The sequence below is a fragment of the Haloarcula argentinensis DSM 12282 genome, assembly GCA_000336895.1.
GTDB classification, from domain to species: Archaea; Halobacteriota; Halobacteria; order Halobacteriales; family Haloarculaceae; genus Haloarcula; species Haloarcula argentinensis.
Genome location: AOLX01000025.1, coordinates 157,443 through 172,398 on the forward strand (window position 1 = coordinate 157,443; position 14,956 = coordinate 172,398).

Genomic DNA, 14,956 nt, shown 5'->3' on the forward strand with positions numbered 1-14,956 from the left:
CGCGCTATGAACGCCGGAGACATTGCGGCACGTCTTGACGATAGACTCGATATCGAGGCTTACGCCGACATCGATGCTAGTCCGAACGGCCTCCAGGTCGGGCCGGCGAGCCAACCGGTCGAGCACGTCGCCTTCGCGGTTGATGCGGCCGTCGAGACTATCGACCGCGCCGACGAGGCCGGCGCAGACCTGCTCGTGACCCATCACGGCATCGTCTGGGGCGGGATGGAGCGCGTGACTGAAACCAACTACCGCCGCGTCGCGCCGCTAATCGACAATGACCTCGCGCTGTACGTCGCTCATCTCCCGCTGGACGGCCATCAGTCGCTCGGCAACGCTGCCGGCGTCGCGGACCTGCTGGGGCTCGACAACCGTGCGCCGTTCGGAGCGATGGGTGGCGAGTACATCGGCCAGCGTGGAACGCTCTCGGAGCCACAGACGGTCTCCGAACTCGCAGGCTCGCTCGAAGGCAATATAGACACTGGCGGACAGCCAGTTCAGGTTCTGGACTTCGGGCCGTCAACCGTCGAGGATGTCGCCGTCGTCACCGGCAGTGGTGTCGACTGGCTCCAGGAGGCAGTCGAGACGGACGCCGACGTACTCATCACCGGCGAGGGGAAACAGAAGGCCTTCCACGAGGCACGCGAGCAGGGAATCCACGTCATTCTCGCTGGCCACTACGCGACGGAGACGTTCGGCGTCCAGTCGCTCCAGACCGTCGCCGAGGACTGGGAACTGGAGACAACCTACATCGACTGCCCGACCGGCCTCTGAGGCGATGGCCGAGGGCGTTTCGTTCGAGGGTATTAGCTTAGATACGGACCTCATCGCCTGGTCACGGGAGTACTGCCGGCGAGTCCGCCGCGAGCAGGGCGTCTCGGTTCGGTTCGACCTCGTCGACTGGGAGGTGTCCCATCGAGCCAAGCGACGGGCCGCTGCTGTCAAGCGGCCGAAGCTGGACGACGCCGCCGTCGGCGAGCGATACGACTGGGACAGTGTCGACGGAAGTGACGGCCGCCCGCTCCTGTGTACCGTGTCGCTGACCTGGGACGCGTTTTCGGCCTTCGACAGAGACGCCTGGGAAGCGACGCTGCGCCACGAACTCATCCACGTTGAGCAGTACCAGCGCGACGGGACGACCGACCACGGCCGAGCCTTCCGGGAACGGGCCGCGCAACTCGATACTGATGTCCACTGCCCGGCCTTCACCGACCCGAAGCACCTCCTCACCTGCGCGGCGTGTGGCGACCTCGTCGCTCGCCGATATCAGGACTGTAAGCTCGTCGAGCAACACGAGCAGTACCGCTCTGACTGCTGTGGGGCCTCGCTGGAGCTGGGCTGACTACAGCAGGAACCTGATGGCCCAGAGGACGCCCATTCCAGTCACCATCGTCGCGAACACGTCCTCGGTCCGCCAGGCAACACCCGCTGCGAGCGCGCCGGCGACGAACTTGTCTGTGGCGAAACTACCGGCATCGAGGGTCACGAACGACGGGAGGACAAGTGCAGCGAGGACGGCGGCGGGGACGAACCGCAACACCCGCTCGACGACCGGCGGAATCTCGTCGAGCCGACCGAACAGCGCGATGAAGGAGAGCCGACAGGCGTACGTCAGCACGCCGATGACGGCGATGACGCCGGCGATCTCGACCGGGCCGTAGTTAGTCGCCATCGGTCCCTCCCGCGGCGGACTCAGTGAGCACGCCGGCAGTGATACCAACGCCAGCCGCGACGAGCAGTCCGAGATTGAGCGGGAAGCCAGCGCCGACCACGGCGATGGCACCGCCGACGACGGCAGCGACGGCAGTCGCCGCGTCTTCGATTGCCGGAACCAGAATCGCGAGGAAGACGAGCGGGATAGCGAATTCGAGGCCCCAGGCGTCGGGGATGCCGGTGCCGAGCAGTGCTCCCACGACAGTCGTGACCTGCCACACCGCCCAGAGCGTCACGGCGACGCCGAGGTAGTACCACTTCTGGTCCGTCTCGCTATCGGACCGGTAGCTGGCGACCGACAGCGCGTACGCTTGATCGGTCAGCACGTAGGCGAGCACGGCTTTCCACCGGCCGGTGAACTCGCGGAAGTACGGCGCAATCGATGCCGAGTACATCAGCAATCGGAGATTGATGACGACTGCCGTCGCAACGACGACCGTCAGCGGTGCGTTCTGTCCCAGCAGTTCCAGCGCCGCGAGCTGTGATGCGCCGGCGAAGACGACCACCGACAATCCGACTGCGGCTGGCAGCCCCAACCCGGCGTTAACCGTCGCGATGCCGGCAACGAGGCCAAACGGGATAATCCCCAGTAGAAGCGGCGCAACATCCCGAACGCCGCGCCGAAACGAAGCGGTATCCATAGCTCTCCATCCAACGCAGGGGCGTCTAAGCCCTCCGTTTCAGTTGCGGTATGTGATGATCAACCAATGTATCGCCCGTATCCACCGCGACGAACCACGACGTTGAAACCCGCCCGCGCTCGACTGCACAGCAATGAGCGACCACACCGACGAGCGAGAGACGTTCCATCACGACCCCATCGGGCACGCGGAGGCCCGGGCTGGAATGACGGTTGGCGAACTGGCTGACAGCTACGGCGAGGCCGGCATCGGTGCGAGCGACATCCACGAGGCCGTCGACATCTACAGCGAGATGCTCGACGACGACGTGACGACCTTTTTCGGACTCGCCGGTGCGATGGTCCCGACCGGGATGCGGGCCATCGTCAGCGAACTCATCCGCGACGGCCACATCGACGTGCTCGTCACCACGGGCGCGAACTGCACCCACGACAGCATCGAGGCCATCGGCGGCAAGCACCACCACGGCGAGGTGACGCCCGAAGGGCAGACGGAGCGCGAACACGACGAGACGCTTCGTGACGAGGGCGTCGACCGCATCTACAACGTCTACCTCCCGCAGGAGCATTTCGCCCTGTTCGAGAACCACCTCCGGGACGAAGTGTTCTCCACGCTGGAAGACGAGGGAGCCGTCTCGATCCAGCGCATGACGGAAGAACTGGGCCGGGCCAACAGCGAAGTCAACGAGCGCGAGGACGTGCCCGAGGACGCCGGCGTGCTGGCGGCGGCTTACGAGAACGACGTGCCGGTGTACTGCCCGGCCTTCCAGGACTCCGTGCTGGGCCTGCAGGCGTGGATGTACTCACAGACCAGCGAGTTCACGGTCGATGCGCTGGCGGACATGACCGATATCACGGACATCGCGTACGAAGCCGACAGCGCTGGCGCGATGGTCGTCGGCGGCGGCGTCCCGAAGAACTACGTCCTCCAGACGATGCTGGTCTCGCCCGATGCCTACGACTACGCCGTCCAGTTGACGATGGACCCTTCGAACACTGGCGGTCTCTCCGGCGCGACGCTCGATGAGGCCCGCTCGTGGGGGAAACTTGAAAAGGACGCCCGGAATGTCTCGGTGTATGCCGACGCGACGATTACACTCCCTCTGGTCGTGGCCGCGGCCCGTGAGCGGCACAGTTCGTAAGCCTGTGGACTCGGCCGCATACGGCTACACGCCTGACCGCTGGGACACATTTCTACTGAGAGGCATATACTCCTCATATAAACGGTCTTTCACGACCGCTCGGCAGCCGTACCTAGTATGTCGCAGTACATCGGTCGGCGGACGTTCGTCGAAGGGACGGCGGCGACGCTGGCGAGTTCCGGGATTGCAGGGAGCACGGCGGTACAGGAATCGGCTGCCGGTGAGACCGACACCGATGACAGCACTGACACCGGGGGCGAAGAGATGACCGACGACACAACCCTCATCGCTCACCGCGGGTTCGCCGGCGTCTACCCGGAGAACACGGAACTGGCCGTCGAGGCGGCTTCGTTCGGCGGCCCGGGAACGCGGACGGCCCACCGGCGCGCCGACATGGTCGAGGTCGATGTCGTACCAACGGCCGACGGCACGCTGGTCACCTTCCACGACAACGGGCTGGCCGAACGCGACGACGGCGAGCGCGGCCTGACCAACGCCGAGGGACTTGTCTTCGAGACCGACACCGATACCGTGACCAGCGCAACCGTCCTCGGCACTGGGGAGACGGTTCCGACGCTTGAAACGGTCATGGATGCGATTCCACCGAGCGTCGCTGTCAATCTGGAGTTCAAGAATCCCGGGAGCGAAGACCTCGCATTCGCCGAGTCGCTGTCTGACCAGTCGCTGTCGACACAGCGAGAGCTGTGGCGGCCCTACACCGAGCGCACGCTCGACCTCGTCAGCGAGTACGACAACGATATTCTCGTCTCGTCGTTCTACGAAGCTGCACTCGCAACTGTCCGCGAGTACGACGACTCAGTCCCCGTTGCCTTCCTCTTCTGGGACAGCATCGAGGAGGGGCTGGAGGTCACCCGCCGCTACGACTGCGACGCGATGCACGTCCCCCGCAACATGGTTCAGGGAACGTCCTTCTTCAACGACGGCGAGTACACCGAGTCCGACCTGCGCGACATCGACCTCGTTGACATCGCCGACGACGAAGACCGAGACCTGAACGTCTGGACAGTCAGCACGTGGTATCAGGCCCGGGAACTGGTCCGGGCCGGCGTCGACGGGCTCATCTCCGACTACCCCAGCGTACTCTCATTTCAGGACTGACGAACACCGATGCCGAATGTTGAAGGGGCGACCGGCCGACGACGCTAGTATGGAAGCACCGACCGGGGACGCAGGAATCTATGCCCGCGAGTCGTCGTATCTCGACCGGTACGTCCAGCTCGGAGAGGCCGGTGACCGGATTATATCGCTGTCGTTTCCGTCCCAGCCTGAGGACGACGCCGGGGACGACCACACCCTGCTCGACCGCATCGACGAGTACCTTCAGGGGGTCGAAGACGACTTCACCGACGTCACCGTCGGCCTCACCGTCCCGACCGACCAGCGCACAGTACTGGAAGCCGTCCGGGAGATTCCGTACGGCGAGGACGCCTCCGTCGCACAGGTCGCGCGCATGACGCCGGATCTGGACGATGACAACGAGGACGACCTCGCACAGGTCCGGGAGGCACTGGCCGCGAACCCCGTGCCGCTGTTGATTCCGGACCATCGGGTTCGGGACGGGCCGAGTGCTGCGCCGCCGCCCGTCGAGCAGAAGCTCCGCGCTATCGAGGGCCTCTAAACCCAGAGCCGGTCGACGCCCAGTCCCTCGTGGACAATCAGTTCGAGAGCGTTGACGAGGTAGTGGGCAACGACGACGGCGAGCAGGCTGTTTGTCGCAATGAATAGGCCGGCCAGCCCCAGCCCCAGCGTTCCGGTGACGACGATGCCCACCCGGCCCTGTGCGCCGTGGCCCAGCGCGAAGGCGACAGAGGCGACGATAGCCATCGCCCACGCCGGCGCGTTGAGGCCGGCCACGGGGACGCCGATAGCCGCCGCCCGGAAGAGCAGTTCCTCGACGATAGCGATAACCGGCAGGACCCCGCCCAGCAGGATGACCCAACCGCCGGCCGAGTCCGGGGCGAGCAGTTCCCGCAGCGACTCGTCGAAGGCGACGCCGAAGCCGTCGGCAAGTGCAGCGGCGAGTTCGTTGCCCAGCCAGAACCCGACCCCTGCGCCGATACCGATAGCTAGCGCTGGGAGTCCCGTCGAGAGGGAGTCCACGGCGATGCCGAACGCGCTTGCCGGGATTTCGAAGTAGAACGCGCCGGCGACCAGCAGGACGCCGAACAGCCCCTGCGTGAACGCGACGTTGGCAAGTAAGGCCCCTGTCGAGAGGTCACTCGGCGCAAGCGTATCCTCCATTTGCCGCCGCTGGGCCGCTGCCCGTTGTGTCTCGAAACGCGGGATGGCCGGGTCTCCGTCGGGCATCGAGACGCCGTCAGCTGTGGAGGAAACGCCGCCGTCGGGCCGTACGGCTCCCTGCGAGAGCCGTGCGAGACCGAGAAGTGCGGTTAAAAGAAACCCCGTCAGGCCGACGAACGCGGCCCACTCGGGCATTTATTGGGGACTTGGACTGCCGCTCTGTCGGCCGACCTCGTGGTCGAGTGCCTTGCCCGTGATGGACTTGAGGCGGTCGACCAGCGAGTCCTTCTCGGCTTCGCCGGCGAGTGCGACCTCGAGGACCTCTGAAATGTGCGAGACCGGAATGATCTCGATCATGTCCTCGTACTCGTCCTCGATCATCACGTCCTGGGTGTTCGCCTCAGGGATGATGACCGTATCGAGGCCGGACTTGGCGGCCGCCTCGATCTTGTGCGTGACGCCGCCGACCGGGAGCACGTCGCCCCGGACCGACAGTGAGCCGGTCATGGCGAGGTTCTGCTTGATCGGGACGTTTTCTATCGCGGAGATAACCGCGGTGGCGACTGTGATAGAGGCGGAGTCGCCGTCGACGCCGCCTTCACCGGCCTGGACGAACTGGATGTGAACGTCCTTCTCGGAGATGTCCTCGTCGGAGAACTTCTTGATGATCGCCGAGACGTTCTGGACGGCTTCCTCGGCCATCTCCTTGAGCTGTCCGGTGGCGATGACCTGCCCGGGGCCCTGTGACGGGCTGACCTCGGCCATGACGGGCAGGACGATACCGCTGTCCTCGCCCATGACGGCGAGCCCGTTGACGCGGCCGACTACGTCGCCCTGGTTGACGGTGAGCTCGTAGTCCTTGCGGCGCTCGATGTAGTTGTCCGCGAGCTGTTGCTCGATGGACCGGGAGCGCCGTTTGGCCTGCAGCACGTCCGCTCGCTCGGTGCGGTCGCGGTCCTCGGCGCGGGCGATGTCGCCAGCGACGCGGACCAGTCCGCCAAGGTCACGGAACTTCAGGCTGAGGTGGCCTTTGCGGCCGGCGCGACGCCGGGCCTCCAAGATGAGCTCCTGAACGGCCTCCTCGGTGAAGTGCGGGAGCCGCCCGTCGTTTTCGACCTCCTGGGCGATGAACCGGGCGTACTTCCGTCGCATCTCGGGGTCGTCCTCGATGGTATCGTCCATGTACACCTCGTACCCGTACCCCTTGATACGGGAGCGCAGCGCGGGGTGCATGTTCTCCATCGCATCGAGGTTCCCCGCAGCGATCATGATGAAGTCACAGGGGACAGGCTCGGTCTGGACCATCGCACCCGAGGAGCGCTCGGACTGGCCCGTAATGGAGAACTCGCCCTCCTGAATGGCCGTCATCAGCTTCTGCTGGCTGCGGATATCGAGCGTGTTGATCTCGTCGACGAACAGCACGCCCTTGTTGGCCTGGTGGATCGCGCCGGGTTCGACGCGGTCGTGGCTCGGCGTCTCCATCCCACCGGACTGGAAGGGGTCGTGACGAACGTCGCCCAGCAGCGCGCCGGCGTGGGCACCCGTGGCGTCCTCGAACGGCGCGGTCTTCTGGTTGGCGTTGTTGACCAGCAGGTTCGGAATCATCGCGTCGCTGCCGCGCGAACCGTAGCGGAATGCGAGATAGATGACACCGGCCGCGAGAATCCCCAGCAGGACTTGCTGGACGAGGATCAGGGCGTAGCCGATGACGATGGCGATGATGATCCACATGAGGAAGGTCCGCATCTGGTTGCGCTTGCGGGCCTCTTCCTTGTGGGCTTCGACGATCTGTTCCCCTTTGCCGCCGGGGACGGTGCGAACTTTCGGCTCGTTGCCGTCGTCGGGATTGTGGTAGACAAGAACGTCCTGCAGTTCCTCCCGCGGAAGCAACTGTGACATCGCCTTCGCCAGCATCGACTTCCCCGTCCCGGGGGAGCCGATCATCATCACGTGGCGGCGCTGTTTGGCCGCCTTCTTGATCACGTCACGGGCATGGTCCTGCCCGATGACCTGGTCGACGAGTCGGTCTGGCACTTCGATGTCGGCGGTCGAATCGATTTCGAGACCGCCGAGGAGATTCTCCTCGTCTCCGTCCAGTTCGGACTCGCCGTCAACTTGGACATCGCTTCCGAGTGTCGTTTCGGACGTTTCTCCCTCGCCCCATCGGTCCTCTGAGGGGTCGGATGGCTCGTCGGCTGAGGGATCAGAGGCAGGCTCGTCGGGGTTCTGTTTGGCCCCGTTGGTCGACGCCTCTTCCTCCCCAGCGTCGGATGCTTCCCGGTCAGGGTCGGGAGTCGCGTCGGTGTCGGTGTTGTCGCTCATACAAACGTTGCTAACATACTCACGGAAGGCCTGTCGACTGATATACTTTCTCCCCGTGTCGGTTGTTGCAACACCCCTGAAACCGCAGTACAGCGCCCGAATTGGGTGGGTCTGTATTTCCGCAGTACTGCGTCGTCGGGTTTATCAAACCACCACACCCACTGGGGAATATGCGTGGGTTCTACATCGGTCGCTTCCAGCCCTACCACAACGGCCACCATTCGATGGTCGAGCGGATCTCGGAGGAGGTCGACGAGCTCGTTCTGGGTATCGGAAGCGCCGACGATTCACACACCACACACGACCCCTTTACGGCCGGTGAGCGGATCATGATGATCACGAAGGCCGTCGCGGAGTACGACCTGACGACCTACGTCGTGCCCCTGGAGGACATCAATCGCAACGCTGTCTGGGTGAGCCACGTCGAAAGCATGTGTCCGGACTTCGACGTGGCGTACTCGAACAATCCGTTGGTGGTCCGCCTGTTCGAGGAGGCCGGCATCGAGGTCCGTCAGTCGCCGATGTTCGACCGCGACCGGCTGGAGGGCAGCGAGATCCGCCAGCGGATGATCGACGACGAGTCCTGGCGCGACCGGGTCCCGTCGTCAGTCGTGGAGGTCATCGAGGAGATCCACGGCATCAAGCGACTCCAGCACGTCTCCGACAGCGACTCGCTCGAACGGTACGCCGCCACGGGCGAATCAGTCCCCGAATCACTCGACGACCTCGACGACTGATGATTACGCTGAGTTCAGACTTCGGGTCGCCCTACCCGGCGGCGATGAAAGGCGTCATCTGTCAGGCGACCGACGCGCGTATCGAGGATATCGCCCACGATTTTCCACGGCAGGATATCAGAGCAGCGGCCTTCTGGCTCACGCAGACGCTCCCGTACTTCCCGCCGGCAGTTCACTGTGTCGTCGTCGACCCGGGCGTCGGGACCGATAGGGACGCCATCATCGTCCGCACGGGCGACCACGCGCTCGTGGGGCCTGACAACGGCGTCCTCCTGCCGGTCGCCCGTGAACTGGCTGCAAACGAGACCGACGCCCCGGACGCGTTCGAGGTGTTCACCTGGGCCTACGACGACCCGGCGAGTACGACGTTCCACGGGCGGGACGTGTTCGCGCCCGCCGCAGCGGCCGTCCACGACACTGGCGTCGACAACCTCGAAACCCGGCCCGAAACCACCCCCACCGACGACTATGTCGACCTCCAGTTCCCGGCGGCCACAGTCGAGGGTGACGGAGCGACCGGCGAGGTCCTCGTCGTCGATGACTTCGGGAACGCCGTGACGAACGTTCCCGGCGAGTTCCTCGCGAATCAGTTCGGCGGGACGGTCGCAGTCGACGGGGTCGAGGCCCCAGTCCGCCGAGCCTACGCTGCCGTCGACCGAGGTCAGCGACTCGTCACTGTCGGCAGCCACGGGAACGTCGAACTCGCCGTCAACCGTGGCCGCGGCGACGAAGCGTTCGGCGTCAGTACCGGGGGCGCTGTGGACCTGTCGCTGTGATAATGCGTTACTGTCTGGCGGTTTAGGGACACCAAAAGATCGGTGGGCTTAAGTCTTTTAGGCGAACCTAATTGTCTGTATGCCACAGAGACGTGACTTACTGAAAACGGTGGGGATCGCTGCGACGGGACTGCTTGCCGGGTGTCCAGGGGTGGGGTCGTCCGACTCGAACACGGCGTCAGCTGATACCGAAGCAGCAACAGAACAGGTAACGGCTGCGGAAACCGACGATAGCGGCGAAAGCGGTATCTCGGTCGGACCGATGACCGCTGTCGCGAGTGAGTGGAATGTCTACCGGGCGCGGCTGTACGACGCTGTCGCGCTGGGCCGGGCCGGCGCACCCGGTGCAGGGGCGAGTGTCGCCCAGAGCGTTTTCGCCCGGTTCGAAGGCGCGTCGGGCGAGTACGGGGCCCACGAACAGCTTGAATCGACATCCGAGTCAGCGTACGAGGGGTTCGAGGATGCCCTCGGGGCAGTTCAGTCGTCGCTGTCAGAGGGCGATGTGTCCGGAGCCGCCTCGGCTGCAGACGAGGCGTCGGGCCACCTCCAGACGGCCCAGCAGGCCGCTGCCGGACAGCAGGCCACCAGAGTGCTGGACCTGCTCTTGCTGGGTAGTCGAGCGAGCAATGCCGCCATGGCTGGCACGCTGGGCGCGTTTGAGGGGGCTGCCGCCATCGCGGAGGAGACGATGACTGCGTTCGAGGACGCACTGGTGTACAGCCAGATCGAGGAGGCGGACGCGGAGTCCTACGAAGCCTTCGAGAACGCACTGGCCGGCATCGGTTCCGCCGCGGGCAATGAAGACGCAAGCGGCGTCACTGAACAGGCCCGTGCCGCACTCGATGCGACCGTTTCGGGCGCCTATGCACTGGTTCAGGAGGCGTCGGTCGCCGGTGCGGGCCACCTCGCGACGATGCAGGCCCGTGGCTGGGATGCGGCCGCGCTCGCGTCCGCCGGCGGTCCCGGACAGGCGTACGCGCACACGGTCACGCTGAACAGCTACCGTGCTCGCGTCGCGGACGCGGACTGGCTCGCTGCCAACGACGCGACCGATGCAGCGTCGACCGCCGTCGAGAACGTCTTCGCTCACTTCGAGGGGGCGAACGCACACGACGCGCTGGAGGAGGCCGACGGCGAAGCCTACGAGGCATTCGAGGGCGGGCTGGATGACCTCTCCAGCGCTATCGGGAACGGGAACGCGGACGGTATCGACAGCGCGACCGAGACGGTCGATACGAATCTCGTCACCGGCATCGAAGCGCTGGTCGGCAGCGAGGACGCCCGCGCGGCGCTGGAGTCGGCGTTCTTCCGCGCCCGTATCGCGGACGCCCGCGAACTGTATCGCCTCGGTGACGCCGACAGCGCGGCGACTATCGTCTCGGACGTGTTCGCCCGCTTCGAGGAGAACGAACTCGGCTTCCACGAGACGATGGAACACGAGAGCGAGGACCTCTACCACCGCTTCGAGGAAGAGCACCTCACCTCGCTCCAGTCGGCTTACGAGAACGACGACAGCGAGGCCGTGGCGACACACCACGACGGAGTCCAGCAGGCCCTGCTCGACTTCGAGTCGGCCCTGTCGACGGCCGTCGCAAGCGGTGCGGAGGCGGACTACATGATCGGTCGGGCCTTCGACGCGGCCGGACTCGCGGCGCTGTCGGAAACCGACCGCGCGGCGACCGTCATTCAGGACACCTTCGCCCACTTCGAGAGCGGCGCGGCGGGCTTCCACGAAGCGCTGGAAGAGGCCGACGAGGAAACGTACGAAAGCTTCGAATCGACGCTTACCGACGTTCGCTCCGCGGCTGAGGACGGAGGGGACGTCACTGCCGCGGCGACGGCATTCAACGACGAGGCCATCGCGGCGGCGTACGCCATCGCCGGGAGTGCCGGCGGTAACGGGGAGGCCGCGGCGGCCATCGTGCAGGACATCTTCGCGACCTTCGAGGAAGCTCGGGTCCACGAGATGCTCGAAGAAGCAGACCACGACGCCTACGAGAACTTCGAGGCTGCACTGAACACTTACTCGAAAGGATTGACGAACGGGGACGCGGACCCGTCGGTGCTTGCGGATGCCACGCGAACCGGACAGTTCGCCGTCGTTGGCGCTGTCGACAGCGCCCCGAGTGGGTCTGGTGGCCACAGCGACGAGGAATCCGAGGAGACCGAGTCGTCACTGTCCGGCGGCCCGAACATCGTCGAGAGCGTTCCCGAGGATGCCGACCACGTCGTCGACATGGAAGCAGTGGCGTTCGCACCTGAGGAACTCACGGTCAGCGTTGGTGACACGGTCGCCTGGAAACACGTCGGTGGCGAAGCGCACTCAGTCACCGCTGTCGAAGAAGACCTCCCAGAGGACGCGACGTACTGGGCCTCCGGGGGGTTCGAAAGCGAGTCGGCCGCACGCGGGGGCTGGGAGAACGGCAAGGGGGCTGTTCAGTCCGGCCAGAGCTACGTCCACACGTTTGAGACGGCCGGCGAACACGCTTACGTCTGTATTCCGCACGAGGCCGCGGGGATGGTTGGCACCGTCGTCGTCGAGGAGTAATCGACCCCTCTTTTTTGGCCCGCCTAGAAACCGGTGGCTTTTTGTGTTTTAGGGTAGCCTAAACAATTGTATGCCGGACGAACAGGCCACTTCGAGACGGGATATCTGTCGCCGTAGCGAGTCGGGTACTGCCGTCCCTGTCGTCCGCGCAAACGCCGCCCGACAGGAGGTGAGAGTCAGGACGTGAGTGTGTACTGACCTGTCAGTCTCGACCATCTTTCGCGGCGACGACCACCGTGGGCATAGCCCGTCGCCGCACGCCACGAGCTTTTCGTGTCTGTCCCGTGGGCGTCTCGTCCCAAGGACGCCCCATTTCAGGTCCTTTGCTGTGGACCACACTGGAACCACTGATTCCCGCCAGCCGCCGGTATACGCTTCGTCTGCGTTGCGACCGACTTTCGGGACAGGCGTTTTGTCGGTCCCAGCCTTGGCACCCGATATGAACGACGAGGAACCAGCGGAGAACATCAGCGGCGGGACCGCTGGCGGTGGCCAGCCGGCAACTTTTGACCCGGAGACGGCGGGGACGCGAGTCGAAGCCGTCGTCGACCGTCTCGGCGAGATGTACTGGACGAAGACCTACGGGGGCCGGGACGCCTTCGAGTGCCTCGTCCGGACGATTCTCAGTCAGAACACCTCTGACAAGGCGAGCCAGCCCGCCCACGATGAACTGATGGCGCGGTATGGCGGCGATGAGAACGCGAGCAGCGAGGGAGACACAGACAGCGACCTCGCCCGCGCGCTGGCCGACGCCGACCAGCCTGAACTCGCTGAAACCATCTCCTCGGCCGGGCTATACAACCAGAAATCAGAGCGCATCATCGCGCTGGCACAGCGCATCTGCGAGGAGTACGGTGGCGAATCGGGCTTCGATGAGTTCGTCAGAGAGAGTGACCCCGAGGAAGTGCGGTCGACGCTGCTCGATATGAACGGCGTCGGTCCGAAGACCGCCGACTGCGTCCTGTTATTCGCGGGCGGCCGCGGCGGCGTGTTTCCAGTCGATACACACGTCCACCGCATCGCTCGCCGGATGGGACTGGCCCCCGCCGACGCTGACCACGAGACAGTCCGTGAGTACCTGGAGCGCGATGTGCCCGCGGAGAAGTGCGGGTTCGGGCATACCGCGATGATTCAGTTCGGCAGGGAGTACTGCTCTGCCAGAAAGCCGGCCTGTCTGGACGACCCCGATGCGTGTCCACTGGCGGGCCACTGCGACCAAGTCGGCGTGTATCCGTCTACTGGTGAGGTCGCCGACCCATCCGAGACTGTCTGACGCGCTCTACAGTATACTGTCTGGGCTGTCAATGTATGCTGGTCGCTACTTCTTCCCGTTAGAAACCAAACTGAAGTGTATTTCAGAAAGGAACTTAGTCCCCCGAAAGTGACAGCATCCGTATGTTACAACCGGTATCCGACCGTGGGTTAGTGCGCCGGTACTATCTGTACCGTGCCACGATCGCTGTCGGATTTATCACTCCTATTTTCACCCTGTTTCTCCTGCGAACAGTGTCTTTCACACAGCTCGGTGCCCTCTCAGCAATCTACTCAGGGCTATCTGTCGTCGGTGAGATCCCAACAGGCTACGTCGGTGACAGGCTCGGGCGGCGGGCGAGCCTCCTTCTCAGCGTGCTGTTCACCGTTGCCTCCCTCGTGGGCTTCGTTCTCGCTTCGGGTTTCCTCTGGTATGGCTTCCTCTATGCACTGTGGGCGCTGTCGTTGACGTTACGCTCGGGTAGCATGGATGCGTGGCTGTACGATACGCTCACTGAACGACTCGACAACGGGCAGTTCAGTCATATCCGTGGCCGGGGCGACGCAGTACAGAAGTGGACTGCAGCGGTATCGATGGTTGTCGGTGGCCTGCTGTATGGGCTGCACCCGATCTATCCATTCGTTGCCGCAATCGGTTTCAATAGTCTCGGTTTCCTCACCCTGCTCTCACTGCCTAAGAACCGCCAGTACGCCGCCCGGGGTGATGACAGTAACTCCGTCGACTGTCTCGATCCACTGGAAACCGTCTCCGTCATCTACACGTATCTGGCTCGACCGCCGCTCCGAGCACTGGTCCTGTACATCGGGCTGTTCTATGCTGTTTTGGGCGTTTCCAGCACCTACGTCCAGCCGATGGTCGTCGAGACGCTGGGGCCGTACGCCACCGCTATCGGCGTTCAGATCCCTGCCGGTGGTCCGATCGCGGCGGCGCGAGCAGGTGAGGCCGGCGCGGCACTTGCACTTGGACTGGGTGTGCTGTACGCCACCCTGACAGCAGTGTCGTCCGCTGGCGGCTACTACGCTGGCGCAATTGAGGACCGTCTCGGCGTCCGCAGAGCCGTGGTCGTCGTGCCAGTTCTGACGGCTGTCGCGCTCGTGGTACCGCTGTGGATCGCGCTCGTGGCACTCCCGGCGTTTGCGTCGATGCGAACCGCGAAGCCGCTGGTCCAGCCGATCGCCAACGGATACATTAACGACCATGTCGAGGCGGTCGGACGGGCGACGTTGCTTTCCTCGGTGTCGATGTTGAATATGATGCTCCGGACGCCGCTGGCACTTGCTGCTGGGACCCTGGCGGATGCAACCACGGCGACCACGACAGTCGCAGCGCTTGGCGGCCTGTTTCTCGCCACTGGTGGCGCGGTCTGGCTGTTCGGCGAGATTGCACCTGAGACAGGGACTGTTTCTGGTGACAGGGCCAGCAAATCAGCGTCGTAACTCTATCAGTGGGCGGCCGAGAATTCTACCGGGTCGCGATTAGATCGAACGCCCCCGGAACGACAAGAGCATCTCCTGACTCCAGCGTGCTTCTATCAGTTTGTATC

Annotated in this window: 14 protein-coding genes; 10 read left to right on the forward strand and 4 right to left on the reverse strand. The window is 64.4% G+C overall.

The genetic code is table 11. From position 1 onward, the window contains the following. The first annotated feature begins 6 nt into the window (after nt 1–6). Together C443_RS16080 and C443_RS16085 are read left to right on the forward strand one after the other, a co-directional pair. Entirely contained in the window at nt 7–774 is a 768-nt protein-coding gene (locus C443_RS16080; RefSeq protein WP_005537676.1) for a Nif3-like dinuclear metal center hexameric protein, read from the forward strand. Between the two features lie 4 nt (nt 775–778). Beyond that, on the forward strand, nt 779–1,342 hold the full coding sequence (locus C443_RS16085; RefSeq protein ID WP_005537678.1) for a hypothetical protein: 564 nt from the start codon (nt 779–781) through the stop codon (nt 1,340–1,342). On the opposite strand, the gene C443_RS16090 is transcribed toward C443_RS16085, so the two are convergent. Together C443_RS16090 and C443_RS16095 are read right to left on the reverse strand one after the other, a co-directional pair. After that, nucleotides 1,343–1,672 carry an AzlD domain-containing protein gene (locus tag C443_RS16090; protein ID WP_005537680.1) on the reverse strand — a complete coding sequence of 110 codons (330 nt, stop codon included), beginning with the start codon at nt 1,670–1,672 and terminating at the stop codon, nt 1,343–1,345. Further along, a complete protein-coding gene (locus C443_RS16095) occupies nt 1,662–2,354 on the reverse strand; it encodes an AzlC family ABC transporter permease (RefSeq protein WP_005537682.1) in 693 nt (230 codons plus the stop codon). The genes C443_RS16090 and C443_RS16095 overlap by 11 nt, the downstream gene beginning before the upstream one ends. 133 nt (nt 2,355–2,487) lie before the next feature. Here C443_RS16095 and C443_RS16100 point away from each other — a divergent pair, with 133 nt between their 5' ends. The 3 genes from C443_RS16100 to C443_RS16110 all read left to right on the forward strand — a co-directional run bounded on the left by C443_RS16100 (nt 2,488) and on the right by C443_RS16110 (nt 5,134). Continuing rightward, nucleotides 2,488–3,495, forward strand: a complete 1,008-nt coding sequence (locus tag C443_RS16100) for a deoxyhypusine synthase (protein WP_005537683.1) — start codon at nt 2,488–2,490, stop codon at nt 3,493–3,495. A gap of 117 nt (nt 3,496–3,612) precedes the next feature. Further along, on the forward strand, nt 3,613–4,614 hold the full coding sequence (locus C443_RS16105; RefSeq protein WP_005537685.1) for a glycerophosphodiester phosphodiesterase: 1,002 nt from the start codon (nt 3,613–3,615) through the stop codon (nt 4,612–4,614). Nucleotides 4,615–4,630: 16 nt separating this feature from the next. After that, nucleotides 4,631–5,134: an MGMT family protein gene (locus C443_RS16110; protein WP_005537687.1), complete on the forward strand. Its 504-nt coding sequence runs from the start codon at nt 4,631–4,633 to the stop codon at nt 5,132–5,134. Here the strand turns inward: C443_RS16110 and C443_RS16115 are convergent. Both C443_RS16115 and lonB read right to left on the reverse strand, forming a co-directional pair. Beyond that, on the reverse strand, nt 5,131–5,952 hold the full coding sequence (locus C443_RS16115; RefSeq protein ID WP_005537690.1) for a CPBP family intramembrane glutamic endopeptidase: 822 nt from the start codon (nt 5,950–5,952) through the stop codon (nt 5,131–5,133). The two genes, C443_RS16110 and C443_RS16115, sit on opposite strands and share 4 nt — an antisense overlap. Further along, nucleotides 5,953–8,079, reverse strand: coding sequence for an ATP-dependent protease LonB (gene lonB / locus C443_RS16120; protein WP_005537692.1), 2,127 nt, complete (start codon nt 8,077–8,079; stop codon nt 5,953–5,955). 170 nt (nt 8,080–8,249) lie between these two features. Between lonB and C443_RS16125 the strand changes: the two genes are divergently transcribed. The 5 genes from C443_RS16125 to C443_RS16145 all read left to right on the forward strand — a co-directional run bounded on the left by C443_RS16125 (nt 8,250) and on the right by C443_RS16145 (nt 14,849). Then, entirely contained in the window at nt 8,250–8,816 is a 567-nt protein-coding gene (locus C443_RS16125; RefSeq protein WP_005537695.1) for a nicotinamide-nucleotide adenylyltransferase, read from the forward strand. Continuing rightward, on the forward strand, nt 8,816–9,592 hold the full coding sequence (locus C443_RS16130) for an SAM hydrolase/SAM-dependent halogenase family protein (protein WP_005537697.1): 777 nt from the start codon (nt 8,816–8,818) through the stop codon (nt 9,590–9,592). Before C443_RS16125 ends, C443_RS16130 begins: the two co-directional genes overlap by 1 nt. Nucleotides 9,593–9,671: 79 nt before the next feature. Then, nucleotides 9,672–12,140, forward strand: a complete 2,469-nt coding sequence (locus C443_RS16135; protein ID WP_049944101.1) for a DUF5059 domain-containing protein — start codon at nt 9,672–9,674, stop codon at nt 12,138–12,140. Nucleotides 12,141–12,579: 439 nt separating this feature from the next. Further along, nucleotides 12,580–13,413, forward strand: a complete 834-nt coding sequence (locus tag C443_RS16140; protein ID WP_005537702.1) for an endonuclease III domain-containing protein — start codon at nt 12,580–12,582, stop codon at nt 13,411–13,413. A gap of 122 nt (nt 13,414–13,535) precedes the next feature. Further along, nucleotides 13,536–14,849, forward strand: coding sequence for an MFS transporter (locus C443_RS16145; RefSeq protein WP_049944102.1), 1,314 nt, complete (start codon nt 13,536–13,538; stop codon nt 14,847–14,849). The last annotated feature ends 107 nt before the right edge of the window (nt 14,850–14,956 follow it).

Coding starts and splice junctions, on each gene's coding strand:
- C443_RS16140 (WP_005537702.1), top strand. CDS start 12,580: ATGAACGACGAGGAACCAGCGGAGAACATCAGCGGCGGGACCGCTGGC.
- C443_RS16115 (WP_005537690.1), bottom strand. CDS start 5,952: ATGCCCGAGTGGGCCGCGTTCGTCGGCCTGACGGGGTTTCTTTTAACC.
- C443_RS16145 (WP_049944102.1), top strand. CDS start 13,536: ATGTTACAACCGGTATCCGACCGTGGGTTAGTGCGCCGGTACTATCTG.
- C443_RS16130 (WP_005537697.1), top strand. CDS start 8,816: ATGATTACGCTGAGTTCAGACTTCGGGTCGCCCTACCCGGCGGCGATG.
- C443_RS16090 (WP_005537680.1), bottom strand. CDS start 1,672: ATGGCGACTAACTACGGCCCGGTCGAGATCGCCGGCGTCATCGCCGTC.
- C443_RS16085 (WP_005537678.1), top strand. CDS start 779: ATGGCCGAGGGCGTTTCGTTCGAGGGTATTAGCTTAGATACGGACCTC.
- C443_RS16125 (WP_005537695.1), top strand. CDS start 8,250: ATGCGTGGGTTCTACATCGGTCGCTTCCAGCCCTACCACAACGGCCAC.
- C443_RS16135 (WP_049944101.1), top strand. CDS start 9,672: ATGCCACAGAGACGTGACTTACTGAAAACGGTGGGGATCGCTGCGACG.
- C443_RS16110 (WP_005537687.1), top strand. CDS start 4,631: ATGTTGAAGGGGCGACCGGCCGACGACGCTAGTATGGAAGCACCGACC.
- lonB (WP_005537692.1), bottom strand. CDS start 8,079: ATGAGCGACAACACCGACACCGACGCGACTCCCGACCCTGACCGGGAA.
- C443_RS16105 (WP_005537685.1), top strand. CDS start 3,613: ATGTCGCAGTACATCGGTCGGCGGACGTTCGTCGAAGGGACGGCGGCG.
- C443_RS16095 (WP_005537682.1), bottom strand. CDS start 2,354: ATGGATACCGCTTCGTTTCGGCGCGGCGTTCGGGATGTTGCGCCGCTT.
- C443_RS16100 (WP_005537683.1), top strand. CDS start 2,488: ATGAGCGACCACACCGACGAGCGAGAGACGTTCCATCACGACCCCATC.
- C443_RS16080 (WP_005537676.1), top strand. CDS start 7: ATGAACGCCGGAGACATTGCGGCACGTCTTGACGATAGACTCGATATC.